The organism is Chryseobacterium daeguense DSM 19388 (assembly GCF_000430825.1).
Taxonomy (GTDB): Bacteria; Bacteroidota; Bacteroidia; order Flavobacteriales; family Weeksellaceae; genus Chryseobacterium; species Chryseobacterium daeguense.
In genome coordinates this window covers 143,432-160,623 of record NZ_AUMT01000009.1, presented here as the reverse complement: position 1 = coordinate 160,623, position 17,192 = coordinate 143,432, and the positions used below count along the sequence as shown (strand labels likewise).

Annotated in this window: 11 protein-coding genes and 1 pseudogene; 11 read left to right on the top strand and 1 reads right to left on the bottom strand. The window is 37.1% G+C overall.

Annotated features, from left to right (window positions below; genetic code table 11):
• Positions 1–2: 2 nt before the first annotated feature.
• The 6 genes and pseudogenes from H560_RS23765 to metF all read left to right on the top strand — a co-directional run bounded on the left by H560_RS23765 (position 3) and on the right by metF (position 8,811).
• On the top strand, positions 3–1,547 hold the full coding sequence (locus tag H560_RS23765) for an ACT domain-containing protein (protein ID WP_034752767.1): 1,545 nt from the start codon (positions 3–5) through the stop codon (positions 1,545–1,547).
• Positions 1,548–1,600: 53 nt separating this feature from the next.
• Positions 1,601–2,785, top strand: coding sequence for an O-succinylhomoserine sulfhydrylase (locus tag H560_RS0112330; RefSeq protein WP_394330264.1), 1,185 nt, complete (start codon positions 1,601–1,603; stop codon positions 2,783–2,785).
• Between the two features lie 153 nt (positions 2,786–2,938).
• Positions 2,939–3,949, top strand: coding sequence for a homocysteine S-methyltransferase family protein (locus H560_RS0112320; RefSeq protein WP_027380328.1), 1,011 nt, complete (start codon positions 2,939–2,941; stop codon positions 3,947–3,949).
• Positions 3,950–4,033: 84 nt separating this feature from the next.
• Positions 4,034–5,094, top strand: a pseudogene (locus H560_RS23760) (fatty acid desaturase family protein).
• A 7-nt stretch (positions 5,095–5,101) separates the two neighbouring features.
• Positions 5,102–7,762: a methionine synthase gene (gene metH, locus H560_RS21535; RefSeq protein ID WP_051289320.1), complete on the top strand. Its 2,661-nt coding sequence runs from the start codon at positions 5,102–5,104 to the stop codon at positions 7,760–7,762.
• 89 nt (positions 7,763–7,851) lie between these two features.
• Positions 7,852–8,811, top strand: coding sequence for a methylenetetrahydrofolate reductase [NAD(P)H] (gene metF, locus H560_RS0112305; protein ID WP_027380327.1), 960 nt, complete (start codon positions 7,852–7,854; stop codon positions 8,809–8,811).
• 107 nt (positions 8,812–8,918) lie between these two features.
• On the opposite strand, the gene H560_RS0112300 is transcribed toward metF, so the two are convergent.
• Positions 8,919–10,073 (bottom strand): hypothetical protein, encoded by a 1,155-nt coding sequence (locus H560_RS0112300; protein WP_034752765.1) that lies wholly within the window; start codon positions 10,071–10,073, stop codon positions 8,919–8,921.
• Between the two features lie 98 nt (positions 10,074–10,171).
• Between H560_RS0112300 and folE the strand changes: the two genes are divergently transcribed.
• From folE to H560_RS0112275, 5 genes are all read left to right on the top strand, one after another.
• Complete coding sequence (folE, locus tag H560_RS0112295) at positions 10,172–10,837, top strand: GTP cyclohydrolase I FolE (RefSeq protein WP_027380325.1); 666 nt, start codon at positions 10,172–10,174, stop codon at positions 10,835–10,837.
• 11 nt (positions 10,838–10,848) lie between these two features.
• Entirely contained in the window at positions 10,849–11,280 is a 432-nt protein-coding gene (locus tag H560_RS0112290; protein WP_027380324.1) for a DinB family protein, read from the top strand.
• Positions 11,281–11,525: 245 nt separating this feature from the next.
• Positions 11,526–12,992 carry a cysteine--tRNA ligase gene (gene cysS / locus H560_RS0112285; protein WP_027380323.1) on the top strand — a complete coding sequence of 489 codons (1,467 nt, stop codon included), beginning with the start codon at positions 11,526–11,528 and terminating at the stop codon, positions 12,990–12,992.
• Positions 12,993–13,229: 237 nt separating this feature from the next.
• Positions 13,230–14,396: a T9SS type A sorting domain-containing protein gene (locus tag H560_RS0112280; protein WP_027380322.1), complete on the top strand. Its 1,167-nt coding sequence runs from the start codon at positions 13,230–13,232 to the stop codon at positions 14,394–14,396.
• Between the two features lie 125 nt (positions 14,397–14,521).
• Entirely contained in the window at positions 14,522–17,173 is a 2,652-nt protein-coding gene (locus H560_RS0112275; protein ID WP_027380321.1) for a 4-alpha-glucanotransferase, read from the top strand.
• The last annotated feature ends 19 nt before the right edge of the window (positions 17,174–17,192 follow it).

Genomic DNA, 17,192 nt, shown 5'->3' with positions numbered 1-17,192 from the left:
AAATGAGCAAGATTAATGCAAACGAAATAAAATTTTTGAAAAACCGGTCAATTATCAAATTTGAAGGAGAGGATTTTTTAGGTGAAATCGGGATAGACGGACGAATTTTCAAGGCGCTTACATTGGCTCGGATCAGTGTGGGGGTAATTTCCCAGCAGGCTATTGAAAACGGGATTTCAATTTTAGTTCACGAAAATGATTCTGAAAAGGCGGTCAACTGCCTGATTGATGAATTCGAGGCAGAAAGAAAATCGGGAAAAGTTTCCCAGATTTACAGTATAAATAATGTTTCAGTAATAGGTTTTGTTGCGGAAGATTTCAATAAAGTTCTTGCAGAGCTGGCTAGAAATAATGTTTTTCCATTGCTTTTAAACCAGATTGCTGCTGAAAAACGTGTAAATATCGTCGTAACTTCTTCACAGGATGAAAAAGCAAAAAATATCATAGAGTCTGAAATTTCTAAGAAACCGAAAACTGTTCATTTAGCAATTATCGGCCACGGGAATGTTGGAAAAACCCTGATAGAACAGGTTTTAGAATCTTCAGACGAGATTAAAAGACGTAAGAAAATCGATCTTAAGGTTGTCGCAGTTGCCAATTCCAGAAAGATAGCCTTCAATAAACAAGGCTTTGATAACAATTGGAATGATGAGGTGTTAACAGCAGAAAGTCCTTCAAATGTTGAAGAACTCATCAATTTCTCAAAAGAGAATCAGCTGGAGAATCTTATAGTTGTGGATAATACGGCAAGTAAAGATTTTGTACATAACTACCATACGTTGGCAGAAAATGGTTTTGATCTTGTGTCATCCAATAAAATTTTCAACACGCTGCCTATTGAAGAATACCGTAAACTAAGATATACGTTGAACAAAAATAACAGACGTTATTTATATGAAACCAATGTAGGAGCAGGATTACCATTAATTGACACTATAAAATTATTACACCTTTCAGGAGAAAATATTACAAGGATAAAAGGTGTTTTCTCGGGAACACTGAGCTATGTTTTCAATAACTTTTCCTTGAGGGATGATAAGTTTTCAACCATCATTAATGAAGCACTGGAAAAAGGATACACGGAGCCTGATCCAAGAGAAGATTTATCAGGAAATGACGTGGCCAGGAAGCTTCTGATATTAGCAAGAGAATTAGATTTAATCAATGAATTTAATGATATCAATATTCAGAATTTAGTTCCTGAAAGCCTGCTGTCTGTTTCTAAACCTGAATTTTTATCGAGATTGGAAGAATTGGATGAAGAATATCAGAAAATTAAGGAAAATCAGGCACCGAATCATGTTTTGAGATATGTTGGCGATTTGCATGGCGACTTGCAAAAAGAAAAAGGAGAGCTTGATGTAAAATTGATTTCTGTACCTGCCAGTTCAGCTCTAGGACAGTTAAAAGGTTCAGATTCCATTTTTGAGATCTATACAGAAAGCTATGGAGAACATCCGATTGTCATCATGGGAGCCGGAGCCGGAGCCAAAGTTACGGCAAGAGGAGTATTCGGAGATATTTTAAGAGTAAGTGAAACAAAATAAATACAGCCATTTGAATCCGGAGGGTTCAATATCAATAGCCTTAGGTGAAACCTATGGAAAATAATAAAAGAATGGAAAACGAAAATTTTGAAACCTTCGCCATAAGAACCCAAACTGAAAGAAGTCAGTTTGATGAACATTCAACGCCTTTGTATTTAACATCCAGCTTTATTTTTCAGGATGCGGAAGATATGAGGGCAAGTTTTGCAGAAGAAAAATCAAAGAATTTATACAGCCGGTTTTCAAACCCGAATGTTACGGAATTTACCGATAAAATCGCAAAAATGGAAGGTGCAGAAGCAGGGTATGCTTTCGCAACAGGAATGGCAGCGATTTATTCAACGTTTGCGGCTTTGCTGAATGCTGGAGACCATATCGTAAGCTGCCAGTCGGTTTTTGGATCTACACATACACTGTTCACAAAATATTTCCCGAAATGGAATATTGAAACAACCTATTTCAAAGCTGAAGATGCCGAAAATGTAGAACAATATATTAAGCCGAACACCAAAATTTTATATCTGGAAACTCCTACCAATCCGGCCATTGAAGTCCTGGATTTGGAGTTTTTCGGACAGATTGCAAAAAAGCATAATCTGATTTTTGTTGTAGATAATTGTTTTGCAACACCCTATCTGCAGCAGCCTGTCAAATATGGTGCAGATCTTGTTGTTCACTCAGCCACGAAACTTATTGATGGTCAGGGCCGTGTTTTGGGTGGAGTTGCGGTTGGAAGAGAAGATCTGATTCGTGAAATTTATCTTTTTGCAAGAAATACCGGGCCTGCAATGTCGCCTTTCAACGCCTGGGTGTTGTCGAAAAGCTTGGAAACATTGGCGATTAGGGTGGAAAAACATTGTGAGAATGCCTTAAAAGTAGCTGAGTTTTTAGAAAATCACCCGAATGTAGAACTGGCGAAATATCCGTTTCTGCCATCGCATCCAAGCTATGAGATTGCAAAAAAGCAGATGAAATTAGGAGGAAACATTGTAGCATTTGAAATCAAAGGAGGAATTGAAGGAGGAAGAAATTTTTTAGATAAAATTAAAATGTGCTCGCTTTCCGCAAACTTGGGAGACACGAGAACTATTGTTACACACCCGGCTTCTACAACACATTCAAAACTGTCAGATGAAGAAAGGAATGAAGTAGGAATTACTCCAGGCCTGGTGCGCTGTTCGGTAGGTCTGGAAAATGTGGATGATATCATTGCAGATTTGAAACAGGCTTTGGATTAAATTGATTTGGGCAGCTTTATCCGCCTTCCGCTCCCGCTTTTTTGCCTCCGCTTTGCTTCGGCAAAAAGAGCTCCGCTCAAGTCGGGCTGCGAAGATTTGGTACATAAATTTGGGAAATTCGAATCTAATTCGAAAAAATTAAAATAAATAAAAATGAAAAATTCAGAACAACTATACAAAGCATTATCCGAAAGAATTTTAATTCTTGACGGAGCGATGGGAACCATGCTTCAGCGATATAAATTCGAAGAAGAAGATTATCGAGGCGAGCGCTTTAAAGATTGGGAGCATCCGGTGAAAGGAAACAATGATTTACTTTCATTAACCCAGCCTCAGGCTATTGAAGAAGTACACAAAAAGTATCTTGAAGCCGGGGCAGACATTATTGAAACCAATACATTTTCGGGAACTACTATTGCAATGGCGGATTACCACATGGAAGATTTAGTTTACGAACTCAATTACGAATCTGCAAAAATTGCCCGAAAAGCATGTGACGAATACACTGCAAAAAATCCTGACAAACCGAGATTTGTAGCCGGATCCATCGGACCAACCAACAGAACGGCAAGTTTAAGCCCGGATGTAAACGATCCTGGTTACAGAGCGATCACGTTTGAAGAGCTGAGAGTGGCTTACAAACAGCAATGTGAAGCTTTGTTGGACGGAGGTTCAGATATTCTTTTGGTGGAAACTATTTTCGATACCTTAAATGCTAAAGCTGCACTTTTTGCTATTGATGAAATAAATGAAGAACGTGGAATAGACATTCCGATCATGGTTTCAGGAACAATTACCGATGCTTCGGGAAGAACGCTGAGCGGACAAACGGCGGAAGCATTTTTAATTTCCGTGTCACATTTAAATTTATTAAGTGTAGGCTTCAACTGTGCCTTAGGAGCAAATCAGTTGACGCCATATCTGGAAACACTGGCCCACAATTCAGAATTTTATGTTTCTGCCTATCCGAATGCAGGCCTGCCGAATGCCTTCGGAAAGTATGATGAGAGCCCGGAAGATATGGCCAGTCAGATTAAGGAATACGTAGAGAAAGGATTGATCAATATTATCGGGGGCTGCTGCGGAACAACACCGGACCATATTAAGGCAATTGCAGATCTGGTTTCACAGTATCCACCAAGAAAATTGAAAGAATTTGTCTGATTTAATAGAAAATTTTAATTGAATCATTAAAAAAAGGAACAGTTTTTAATATTATCTTTAAATATCACACAAAATTTAAACGTAATGGAAAAACCTATTTACTTAAAAGATTCAGATGATGCAAAATTGTTTAATGAACTCAGAAAAAAAGTGAACCAGCGAGTAGAATCCATTCCCGAAAACAGGGATCTTTATATTCAGATCAAAGCCATTATTTTGCCTTTGGTCTATTTAGGTTTATATGTGTTTGCTGTTCTTAATGCTGATAAGCCCTGGGTTTATACTTCGAGTTTTGTTTTGATGGGGATTTTCCTTGTTTTGATTTATCTGAATTTGATTCACGAGGCAGCTCATAATAATATTTTCAAAAGTAAAAAACTAAACAGCGCAGTTCTGCAGATCTTCGATTTTGTGGGAGCCAATTCATATATCTGGAAAAAAAGGCATATTGCAAGCCATCACGCATATCCTAATGTGGATGGATGGGATACGGACATTGAGCAGAGCGGACTTTTACTCATTGTTCCTTGGATTAGGGCTAAAGGAGTTCAGAAATACCAGCATTTCTTTTTCTTTTTGGTTTATCCTTTATATTTATTCAACTGGATGTTTATCCGCGATTTCAGGGATTTTTTCGACAAAGAAAGAGTAATCCTTAAAACGCAGGGTGCCATTCCTGTAAAAGAGAAAGTGAAAATGGTTGCGTACAAACTGTTTTATTTTTTAAAGTCTCTGTTGGTTTGGCTTTGGGAGCCTGGTTTTTACAGGTAATTGCGGCGAGTATTTTTGCGCTTTTCGTGCTGTTGCCTTTGCATCCGCTTCCTGATAATGCCTTTCCGAAATTAGATCAAAAAAATGGATTGCCTTTCAGTTGGTTAAAACACCAATTTGAAGTTACTAATGATTTACAGGAAAATAACTGGTTTGTGCGAAATATACTTGGGAATTTCAACTTTCACGTTGCCCATCATCTTTTCCCGAATTACAGCTATTTATATTATAACGAAATTACAGAGGAAATCGAAAAATTTGCTGCGGAGCACAATCTCGGCTATAAACGGTTTCCAATTTTTACCGCTTTGGGCAAACATATTGATTTGCTGAAGCAAAATGCGAATAACGCATATTTTATTTTAGAAGAATAATAAATTGATGAAATATTTAAGATTATCGGGGCTTGAGCCTTTGATTATTACACCGGAAAGTAACTTTATCAACGTTGGGGAAAGAACCAATGTTGCCGGCTCAAAAAAGTTTTTAAGATTAATAAAAGAAGAAAAATTTTCAGAAGCACTGGATATTGCCCGTCATCAGGTAGAAGGCGGAGCGCAGATTCTGGATGTCAATTTCGATGACGGACTGATTGACGGAAAAGCTTCCATGATCAAGTTTTTGAACCTCATTGCTTCAGAGCCTGACATTTCCAGGATTCCTATTATGATCGATTCTTCAAAATGGGAGATTTTAGAAGCGGGATTACAGGTAGCACAAGGAAAATGTGTGGTAAATTCCATCAGCTTAAAAGGCGGTGAGGAAGAATTCATAAAGCAGGCAAAAGCCATTAAAAGATACGGTGCAGCAGTGATTGTAATGGCCTTTGATGAGGTAGGGCAGGCAGATACTTTTGAACGCAGAATTGAAATTTCAAAGCGGTCTTACGACATCTTAGTGAATCAGCTTAAATTTCCTGCAGAGGATATCATTTTTGATTTAAATATTTTCCCTGTTGCCACAGGAATGGATGAACACAGAAGAAATGCGATCGACTTCATTGAAGCAACAAGATGGGTTCGTCAAAACCTTCCGTATGCATCAGTAAGTGGAGGAGTTTCCAATGTTTCCTTCTCATTCCGTGGAAATGATACAGTGAGAGAAGCAATGCACTCGGTTTTCCTATATCACGCAATTCAGGCGGGGATGAACATGGGAATTGTAAATCCTGCCATGCTTGAGGTTTATGATGAAATTAATAAAGAGCTTTTGGAGCTTGTAGAAGATGTAATTCTTGATAAAAGAGAAGATGCAACAGAAAGACTTCTTGATTATTCCGAAAAACATAAATCTGTTAAAAAAGAAAAAGTAGAAGAGCTGGAATGGCGCACCAAACCTTTGCAGGAAAGAATTACACATTCTTTGGTAAAAGGAATCGACCGTTTTATAGAAGAAGATGTAGAAGAGGCGAGATTGCAGGCAGAAAAACCACTTCATGTTATCGAAATTAACCTGATGACCGGAATGGGAGTTGTAGGAGATTTATTCGGAAGTGGAAAAATGTTTCTGCCACAGGTGGTAAAATCAGCAAGGGTGATGAAAAAAGCAGTGGCTTATCTACAGCCATTCATTGAAGCTGAAAAAGACGGAACAAAACCGGCAAACGGTAAAATTTTAATGGCAACGGTAAAAGGTGACGTTCATGATATCGGTAAAAATATTGTGAGCGTGGTTTTGGGTTGTAACAATTATGAAATTGTGGACCTTGGAGTGATGGTTCCTGCCGAGAAAATAATCCAGGCAGCCATAGATCATCAGGTGGACGTTATCGGTTTGAGTGGCCTGATCACGCCAAGTTTGGATGAAATGGTGTACATTGCCTCAGAATTGGAAAGACAAAACTTAGATTTTCCTTTGTTAATCGGTGGTGCAACAACTTCCAAAGCCCATACCGCAGTAAAAATCGATTTAAAATATAAAAATGCCGTAGTCCACGTAAATGATGCTTCCAGAGCAGTAAATGTGGTAAGCTCATTGCTGGGCGACAGAAATAAAGAATATGTTTCGGAATTAAAAAGTGATTATTCGGAGTTCAGGGAAAAGTTCCTGAACAGGCAGGTAGATAAAGATTATGTTTCCATTGAAGATGCCCGAAAAGACAAGTTTAAAATTGACTGGGAAAATGAAGAAATTTTCACTCCGAATCAGTTGGGTGTTACGGTTATCGAAAATCAGGATTTAAGAGAGTTATTACCTTTCATCGACTGGTCGCCGTTTTTCAGAAGCTGGGATCTGCACGGAAAATATCCGAATATTCTGGAAGATGAGGTGGTAGGAGCCCAGGCAAAAGAATTATTCAAAGATGCACAGGTTATCCTAAAAAGAATTTTAGACGAAAAATTATTAACCGCAAAAGCTGTTTTCGGAATTTTTAAAGCTAATTCTAATGAAACGGATGATATTTTAATCTTCGATGAAAATAATGAGCAGAAAGTAAAATTTTTAACATTAAGACAGCAGGCTCAACGCTCAAAGGGGAAAGATTATCTGGCTTTAAGTGATTTTATCGCTCCTCAAAGTTCTGGAAAGACCGATTATATGGGCGCTTTCTGTGTAACGACAGGTTTCGGGACGGATGAGCTGGCGGAAGAATATGAAAAAGCAAACGATGATTACAACGCGATTATGGTAAAAGCACTGGCAGACCGTTTTGCAGAAGCCTACGCCGAGTTTTTACATAAAAAAGTAAGAACCGAATATTGGGGCTACGCGAATCAGGAAAATTTAACCAACGAAGAGCTTATTGCCGAAAAATACAAAGGGATTCGTCCGGCGCCTGGGTATCCTGCCTGTCCGGATCATTTGGAGAAACACGCGATCTGGGATCTATTAAAAGTGGAAGAGAACATCGGTGTTTTTTTAACCGAGAGTCTGGCCATGTTCCCGACTGCTTCGGTTTCAGGATATTATTTCGGAAGCCCTCACGCAAAATATTTCGGTTTAGGAAAAATTGCAGAAGACCAGCTTAAAGATTATTCCCAAAGGAAAGGAATTTCTTTGCAGGAAGCGAGAAAATGGTTGTCACCGAATTTAGCAGATTAAATTAAAGTTAATGGTTTATAGTTGTCAGTTGCTGGTTTTTACCATTCTGACTATCAACCAGTAACTCCCAACAAGCAACAAAAAATATAATGAAGATTACAGACCACATAAAAAACGCAAACGGAAAAACTTTATTTTCCCTGGAAGTAGTACCGCCACAAAAGGGAATCGGAATTGAAGACTTATACAAGAATATTGATCCATTAATGGAATTCAAACCGCCATTCATTGATGTGACGACTTCCAGAGAAGAATATATTTACATCGATAAAGGAAATGGCCTGATGGAGCGCAGAATCACAAGAATGCGCCCCGGAACACTGGGGATTTGTGCTGCAATTCAGCATAAATATAATGTAGATACCGTTCCTCACTTGCTTTGCGGAGGATTTACCAAAGAAGAAACAGAATACCTTTTGGTGGATTGTATGTATCTGGGTATTGATAATGTAATGGCTTTGAGGGGCGATGCAATGAAGGGACATCAATATTTTGAACCTACTAACGGAGGCCATGCCAGCGCCATGGATCTTGTGCATCAGATCAATGATTTAGGAAGAGGAAAATATCTACATAATCAGGACGAAGAATGTGATGAGCATAATAAATTCTGCATTGGTGTTGCCGGTTATCCGGAAAAGCACATGGAAGCGCCATCCATGAATTATGATTTAAAATGGCTTAAGCAAAAAGTGGATGCCGGTGCAGACTATATCGTTACCCAAATGTTTTTTGATAATAAAAAATTTATAGAATTTGTAAAAAAAGCCCGCGAAATGGGAATTACGGTTCCAATCATCCCGGGAATAAAACCCATTGCGACTAAGAAACACTTAAAAGTATTGCCGCAGATTTTCAAGATTGACCTTCCGGAAGAATTAATCAATGAAGTGGAAAAAGCAAAGAATAATGAAGCGGTAAAGCAGATCGGAGTAGAATGGGCTATCAACCAATGCAGGGAATTACTGGATTTTGGAGTTCCTGTGCTGCATTTTTATTCGATGGGGAAAAGCGATAATATTAAGAAAGTAGCCGGAGAGCTATTCTAACAAAGTAAAATGATATTTGATTTTTAAAGCCTTGTTTTTTTGCAGGGCTTTTTTTGTGAGTTTAGATTTCGGCGGGCTCGCCAAAGGCAAGCCCGCCGAAATCTAAACTAAAGCATCGGATGCCGTTCAAACTCTTTATTCCTGTCAAACAAATACCTGTAAGTCGCCAGTTTTCTGGTCACGGTGGTATCAAGACTTTCGGCAATTTTGATCATTTTTGGATTAAAATCACCTATCCATTGAAGCTCTGTGGTCTTAAAATCGGTATGTTTTCTCAGGTGCTGGGTTCCTTCCCAGATCATGTAGCCGTCTATTCCTTTTCTCTGCCACTCGGGGACAACACCGAATACCAGTCCTACCATTTTTTCATTTTTTACGAACCTTTTTACCCAAAGAAATTTCAGCTTTTCCCAAACCCCGAATTTCCCATTTAGATATTTAAACCACTGGTTTACATCCGGAAGATTCATCCACATCGCAATCGGCTTTTCGTTTTCGTAGACAAACCATGAAATATGTTCATTCATGATAGGTTTCATGGTTTTAAACATTTTCAGAGCTTTCGCCTCTTCCATTTGCTTTCCTTCTCCGTGTGCTGCCCAGGCTTTGTTGTAAATTTCGGTAAAATCCCGGGCAAATTTTTCAAGATTATTTTTCGTCATCGGTCTTGATGAAATATCAGGATTTCGCTTATGTTTTGTATGCATTACGGTAAAAACCCGGGAAACTTCGGCAAAAATAGGGCGGGTGAAACAAAGCTGCTCAAAATAAATTTTAAAGCCGTAATTTTCAAAAAGCTCCTTGTAATAAGGGAAATTATAATTCATCCCGTATAAAGGCTCAATGAAACCATCAATAAGAAGTCCCCAGAATTTATCACGTTCCCCAAAGTTTATCGGACCGTCCATGGCTTCCATTCCTCTTTCCTGAAGCCATTTTTTACAGTGGTCAAATATAAAATTGGCTGTTTCCTGATCATTGATACAGTTAAAAAAACCCATTCCTCCCGTTGGCTGTTTTTGTTCATAAAGATGATTAACGAAAACCGCAACTTTCCCAACCGTTTGATTTTGTTTATTTTTAAATAAAAACCGTGTGCATTCCCCATTTTTGAAGAATTTATTTTTTTCAGGGTTAAAAATATCTTCAATATCCTTATTTAAAGGGCGGATGTAATTCTTATCACCACGAAAAAGTCTCGCGGGAAACTCTAAAAATTCTTTTCTCTGGTTTTCATTCTGTACTTCTTCAACAATAATCATGGCTAATAATGAGAGTGTTTTTGAAAGATAATATTTTTAGTTTAATTTGAAATTAATGAAACAGATTTTATCCGTATTTTTGTGCAAATTAAATAAAAATGGTTGATTTTACTGATAACGACGATGATATTTTCACTGGAAAAGAACATACGCCTATACGGGAAGATGCTTTTGATAAATCACCAGAAGAAAAAATAGAAAAAATTACCGAGCTTTTTGGGGAAATTATGCATACGTTGGGGATGGATATGACGGATGATTCTTTAAAAGATTCTCCGAGAAGGGTCGCAAAAATGTACGTCAATGAAATTTTTGGAGGATTGCTGCCGGAAAATAAGCCGGGGATTTCCACATTTTCCAATAAATATAAGTACAGCCAGATGCTGGTGGAAAAAGATATCACGGTATATTCTTTCTGTGAACATCATTTCCTTCCGATTATTGGCCGTGCGCACGTGGCTTATATTTCAAACGGAGAGGTGATCGGGCTTTCAAAAATCAACAGGATTGTAGATTATTACGCAAAAAGGCCGCAGGTTCAGGAAAGGCTGACCATGCAGATTGTAAACGCCCTGAAAGAAGCTTTGGGAACTAAAAATGTAGCATGTATCATTGACGCAAAACACCTTTGTGTTAACTGCAGGGGAATTAAAGACACGGCAAGCTCTACCATAACCGCGGAATTGAGCGGGATTTTCAAGACCAATCCTATTACAAGGCAGGAATTTCTGCATTATGTAGGAAGTCACGCAAAATTGGATTAAATTTGAAGTAAATGGATTATCAAATTCTAAAAAATATTGTTGAAGAACAGCTTCTGAGATTTCAGGAAATATATGAGGAAGACTGGACTTACAAATCTTCTCCGGAAAAATGGTCTAAAAAAGAAATTCTAGGTCATCTTTGTGACAGCGCAATGGCGAATATCAGGAGATTTGTGATTACACAATATAAAGAAAACGAGAATATCGTATATGATCAGGATTTTTGGGTAAAAGCTCAGAATTACCAGAATGTGCCGACACAGGATATCATCAGCTTATGGAAATTTTTGAATTTTCAGCTGGTAAATACAGTAGAAAATATTCCTGACGAAGCGCTCACAAGAACCTGTGATATGACAAAAACCGATCCTCAGGTTTTCACACTGGAATTTATAATTAATGATTATATTGATCATTTGTGGCATCACTTAAAAGCTATTTAATAATGATAAAATTTAAAAAAGTTTCAGACAAGATTTTTATTACAACGATTATTTGTTGTGACAGAATCTGTCTGGCTGATTTTTAAAGCTTAAACGTTATGCTTATGATTATCCGAAAATAGATATAGTTGAAGAGATTTTGTGATCTTTGCTGAGTAGAACGCCTTCGAACTTTAAAAAACAGTTAGTAGTCCAAAAATCTTGCGCACTTTGCGTTAAAAACAATTCAATTTAATTTAAAATAAATGCAACTAAAAATATACAACTCGCTTACAGGCGAAAAAGAAATATTTAAACCAATTTTAGAAGGAAATGTTGGGATGTACGTTTGTGGACCCACTGTTTACAGCAACGTGCATTTGGGAAATGTAAGAACTTTTCTCTCCTTCGATTTTATTTACAGAAGCCTTACGCATCTTGGCTACAAGGTAAGATATGTAAGAAATATTACCGATGCGGGTCACCTTACAGACGATGGAAATGTGGATAATGACAGATTTGTAAAACAAACCCGTCTGGAAAAACTGGAGCCAATGGAAATCGTACAGAAATATACGGTGGATTTTCATAAAGTTCTGGATATGTTTAATTTATTGCCTCCGAATATTGAGCCGACAGCTACAGGACATATCGTGGAGCAGATTGAATTAACCCAAAAACTTATCGAAAGAGGATTCGCTTATGAAAGCAACGGTTCCGTGTATTTCGATGTGTTGGAATATAACAGGAGAGGTTTAAATTATGGTGAACTTTCAAAAAGAAATATCGAAGAGCTTTTTGCAAATACCCGTGATTTGGACGGGCAGGGTGAAAAGAAAAATCCGCAGGATTTTGCCCTTTGGAAAAAGGCTTCTCCGGCACATATCATGAGATGGAATTCGCCCTGGGGAGAAGGTTTTCCGGGTTGGCATCTTGAATGTACTGCAATGAGTACGAAATATTTAGGTGAAACTTTTGATATCCATGGAGGAGGAATGGACCTGAAATTTCCACACCATGAATGTGAAATTGCACAGGGAAAGGCCTGCAATGATACCGCTCCGGTAAATTACTGGATGCATGCTAATATGCTGACAATGAATTCTCAGCGTATGAGCAAATCAACAGGGAATTATATTCTGCCGATGCAGTTGGTAACAGGAGAGAATGATTTCTTTGAAAAGCCCTTCCATCCGTCGATTGTTCGTTTTTGCTTTTTACAGGCTCACTACAGAAGTGTTTTGGATATTTCCAATGATGCGATGATTGCCAGCGAAAAAGGTTTTATCAGATTAATGGAAGCGATTAAAGTTCTAAATTCAATTACTCCGAATGATGAAAAACAATCAGTTTTCAATCTGGAGGAATGGAAAGGTAAAGCCTATGATGCTTTAACGGACGATTTCAATTCGCCTGTTTTAATTGCCCACTTATTTGAAGCCGTAAAATATATTTTTGCTTTAAATGACGGTAAGGAAACAATTTCAACTAAAGATTTAGAGGATTTAAAATCTACTTTAATTGCTTTGATTTTTGATGTTTTAGGTTTACAGACCATTGAAGAGAACAACAATGAAAAACTGGATCAGACCTTAAAAGTTTTAATTGAATTAAGAAATCAGGCCAGAAAATCGAAGAACTTCGAACTTTCAGATCAAATTCGTGATAAGCTGCTTGCAGAAGGTATTGAGCTGAAAGACGGCCGTGACGGAACAACTTATGTTTTGAACTAGAATTTTAAAATATTTATATTAACTCCTGCAATTTTGTAGGAGTTTTTTTATATATAAATTTTATCATTTCAATTAACGGATCTAAGCACGAATTATATCATTCTATTTTAAACATTGCTTACGTATTGACAAATATGGAAGTAAATAATTTTTCAAGCCATGGAATTTTTTTAAAATTCAATTTAAAAATTACGTAATTTAGTCATACTAAAATGATTAAAAACTAAAATTTATAATATGAAAAAACATTTATTCCCTTTGTTTTTGCTTTTAATAGGAGCAAACGCAAACGCACAACAAGATATTTTCGCACTGGTAGGAAAAGATACGCCGAGTATTGTTTTCAATGATTTCCGCACCATAGATACATCAAACGGTACTTCGGGTGAGAAGATCTTTACGGCTGATTCTCCTGCAAAAGTTTTTTCTCAAACAAGAAACGGCGCTGTAACTGAGGATAAAAATACGTACAACAATGCTCAGGCAGTGAATATGGCGACTCTGGCTTTTGATTCTTCCAATAACAATCTGGTGTATATGCCGATGTTTTCTTCCAATATTTATGTTTTAAATTCAAAAACAAAAGAAATTACTTTGGTTGAAAACAATGTTGCAAAAGTAACTTCCTGCGATATTAATTCTCATATCACAAGAATGACAACGGGTTATGATGGAAATATTTACGCCATCAATAACGCCGGAACACAGTTCCTGCAGATCAGCAAAAAAGGAAACCAATATGTGGTAAATGACCTCGGAATTATAAAAGATGACCGTTCGAATGGTAAAAATTCTTTTACAATGATTCAGACGGGCTTTGGGGGGGATATGATTGCCGATGCAGAAAATAATTTCTATGTTTTTTCAGCATACGGAAATGTTTTTAAAGTTTCTGCAAAAGATTTAAAAGCAAAATTTATAGGTAAAATTTCCGGAATTCCTGAAAACTATTCAGTAAACGGTTCTGCTGTAAACGCAAAAGGAAATGTAGTGATTGCAAGTGCAAAAGGCGCTCCTTTGTATGAAGTGAATCTTGAAACTTTAGAGGCAAAACAAATGGCAGGCGAGCAGAATTTACATATTTACGATTTAGCAAGTAAATATTTCGTGAATGATAAAGCTGTTTCCAATACTGTTTTTGCTAACCTTGATATTTATCCAACCAGAGTGGATGAGCACATTATCAATGTAAATGTGAATGATAAATCTGTAAAAGGAAATATTAAAGTAAATGTTTTTGATCTGTCCGGTAAAAACGTCATGAAGCAAAATCTATCTGTAAAAGACGGACTATTAAACCAACAGGTTAATCTTAAAAACCTGGTGAGCGGAGCTTATCTGGTGAGCATTACAGATAAATCAGGGAAAATATTATTAAACAAGAAAATTCTGGTAACGGAATAATCTTTAATTAAAATAAATACAAAAACCTTTTCGAAATATTTTGAGAAGGTTTTTTTTAATGAATATTTGACATTCAATTAGTTTTATTTTTCGAGATTAAAATGTATTTTTATAAAAAAATGTAAATGAAGCTATACTTTAATGTAGGTTACAGCGCAAAAGTTGGAGAAAAACTGCAGGTGGTTATTAATGAAGAAAATGCTGTATCTCAGACTCATACTATGTTTTATTCTGAGAATGGTTTGTGGAAATGTGAGGTTGATTACTTTTCAAAAGCCATTTCTTATCATTATCAGCTTTTAGATGAAAGAGGGAATATGATAAGGGAGGAATTTGTTCCGCATTATCTTAATTTTCCGCACAACTACAAAGAATTTATGATTTTCGATGAATGGAATAATAAAAATTTCCCCGAAAATTATTTAAATAATAAAATTCTTTACAACAAGCTGAATCATTTTTCTCCGGAAAAAGTTTCGGTTTTAAAAAAGCATACCCATTTATTCAGGATAGAAGCCCCGATTTATAACCCCGACTGGAAGATCGTTCTGATAGGCAGCACTACATCTTTGGGCAATTGGAGTTATGAAAATGCCATTCATTTCTGCCAGACAGACTTTGGGATTTGGGAGGCTTCCGTTGAAATTCCTGAAAATGAATTTATTCAGTATAAATACTGCCTTTTCGATATCAGAGAAAATAAAATAATTGATGTAGAAACAGGTGAAAACAGGTTTGCATTACCGAATCCTTTGAAAGATGTTCTGCAGATTGTTTCCAATCATTATTTCAAATTTAAGCTGTATCAGATGTATCATGATGCGGGTGTTGCGATTCCTGTCTTTTCTTTGAGAACAGAAGATGGTTTTGGGGTTGGAGAATTTTCTGATATGAAAAAACTGGCAGACTGGGCTAATGAAACCCAATTGGGAATAATCCAGATTCTCCCGATCAATGATACAACGGCTAATTATTCCTGGACGGATTCTTATCCATACGCGGCAGTCTCGGTTTATGCGCTGCATCCACAGTATATTTCTCTCGAAAATCTTGATTTTGAACTACCGAAAGATTTAGTAGAAGAATATGAAACCGAAAAATCAGAGTTAAATGCTTTAGACCTGATTGATTACGAAAGGGTGATTTCCGGAAAATGGAAATACCTGAAAGCTGTTTTTCAAGAAGATAAAGACAAAATTTATAAAGACAGAAATTTTAAAAAATTTATAAAGGATAATGAGTCGTGGCTCATTCCGTATTCTGCGTTTTGTGTTTTGAGAGACAAATACAAAACCCCGAACTTCAATGAATGGAAGACTCATAAAAAATATATTGCAGGCAAAATTTCACAGTTTTTCTCGGCGAAAAGCAAGGATTATGATGCTTCAATGCTTCATGCATGGGTTCAGTACCAGCTTCATAAGCAGCTGAAAGATGCGATTGATTATACACATAGTCTGGGAATTTCCGTGAAAGGGGATCTGCCGATCGGCATTTACAGGCATTCTGTGGAAGCCTGGACGGAGCCGGAATTGTTCGGAATGGATTTCCAGGCGGGAGCACCACCGGATCAGTTTACGGAATTAGGGCAAAACTGGGAATTCCCAACGTACAATTGGGAAGCCATGAAAGATGATGATTATCAATGGTGGAAAAACAGGTTCAAAGCATTGGAGCAGTATTTTGATGCAATGAGAATTGACCATATTTTAGGGTTTTTCAGAATCTGGAGAATGCCAATTTCTGCTACTCAGGGCATTTTGGGGTATTTTTATCCTGCGGTTCCTATTACATTAGAGGAATTCAATGCATGGCATATTCCGTTTAATTTTGACAGATATTGCAAGCCTTTCATTAATGATGAGATTCTTTGGAAATATTTTGGTGATAACAGGGCTAAAGCTCTTGAATTTATTAATAATAATCAGGACGGAACTTATTCATTTAAAGAGGAATTCAATACACAGCGAAAGCTAGCTGATTTCTTTAAGAAAAACCCGCGAGGAGATATTGAAGAGCAGCTAATATCACTTTGTGCCAATGTTTTATTTTTAATTGAAGAAAGAAACGGACAGATAGTTTATCACCCGAGATTTAATGTTTATCACACAGATTCATATCAATATTTGTCGGATTGGGAAAAGAAATCCATTTATGATCTATACCATGATTACTTCTTCAGGAGACAGGATCATTTATGGTATGAGAAGGCTATGGAAAAGCTCCCTGTGATCCTTAATGCGACAAAAATGCTTATTTGTGGGGAAGATCTGGGAATGGTTCCGGACTGCGTTCCTGTAGTTATGGATGAGCTGGCAATCATTGCTTTGAAAGTACAACGGATGCCGTCTGATGATATTCCTTTTTATAATCCGAAAAATGCAGGTTATCTCAATGTGGTAACGGCTTCTTCGCATGACAGTTCTACTTTGAGGCAGTGGTGGACAGAAGATCCTGCTTTAACCCAGAAATACTTTAACCAGCAGCTGGTACAGTACGGAAAAGCCCCTGAAGAAATAGATTCCCACATCGCGGAAATCATTATGAAACAGCATCTTTATAATGATGCCATGCTGGCTATTTTCCCGATTCAGGAGTTTCTGGCAACAGATAAAGAGCTTATGAATAAGGAAATGGACAATGAAAGAATTAACAATCCGGCGATATTTCCACACTATTGGCGATACAGAATGCATATTAACCTTGAAGATTTAAAGCAAAAAGAATCTTTTAACGAAAAAATTGCAAACTGGATAAAAGATAGCGGAAGGCTGTAAATTTAACATTTGATTATCA

Bases quoted from the DNA above. Each gene is read 5' to 3' on its own strand.
- H560_RS23765 (WP_034752767.1), top strand. From the start codon at position 3: ATGAGCAAGATTAATGCAAACGAAATAAAATTTTTGAAAAACCGGTCA.
- H560_RS0112330 (WP_394330264.1), top strand. From the start codon at position 1,601: ATGGAAAATAATAAAAGAATGGAAAACGAAAATTTTGAAACCTTCGCC.
- H560_RS0112320 (WP_027380328.1), top strand. From the start codon at position 2,939: ATGAAAAATTCAGAACAACTATACAAAGCATTATCCGAAAGAATTTTA.
- metH (WP_051289320.1), top strand. From the start codon at position 5,102: ATGAAATATTTAAGATTATCGGGGCTTGAGCCTTTGATTATTACACCG.
- metF (WP_027380327.1), top strand. From the start codon at position 7,852: ATGAAGATTACAGACCACATAAAAAACGCAAACGGAAAAACTTTATTT.
- H560_RS0112300 (WP_034752765.1), bottom strand. From the start codon at position 10,073: ATGATTATTGTTGAAGAAGTACAGAATGAAAACCAGAGAAAAGAATTT.
- folE (WP_027380325.1), top strand. From the start codon at position 10,172: ATGGTTGATTTTACTGATAACGACGATGATATTTTCACTGGAAAAGAA.
- H560_RS0112290 (WP_027380324.1), top strand. From the start codon at position 10,849: ATGGATTATCAAATTCTAAAAAATATTGTTGAAGAACAGCTTCTGAGA.
- cysS (WP_027380323.1), top strand. From the start codon at position 11,526: ATGCAACTAAAAATATACAACTCGCTTACAGGCGAAAAAGAAATATTT.
- H560_RS0112280 (WP_027380322.1), top strand. From the start codon at position 13,230: ATGAAAAAACATTTATTCCCTTTGTTTTTGCTTTTAATAGGAGCAAAC.
- H560_RS0112275 (WP_027380321.1), top strand. From the start codon at position 14,522: ATGAAGCTATACTTTAATGTAGGTTACAGCGCAAAAGTTGGAGAAAAA.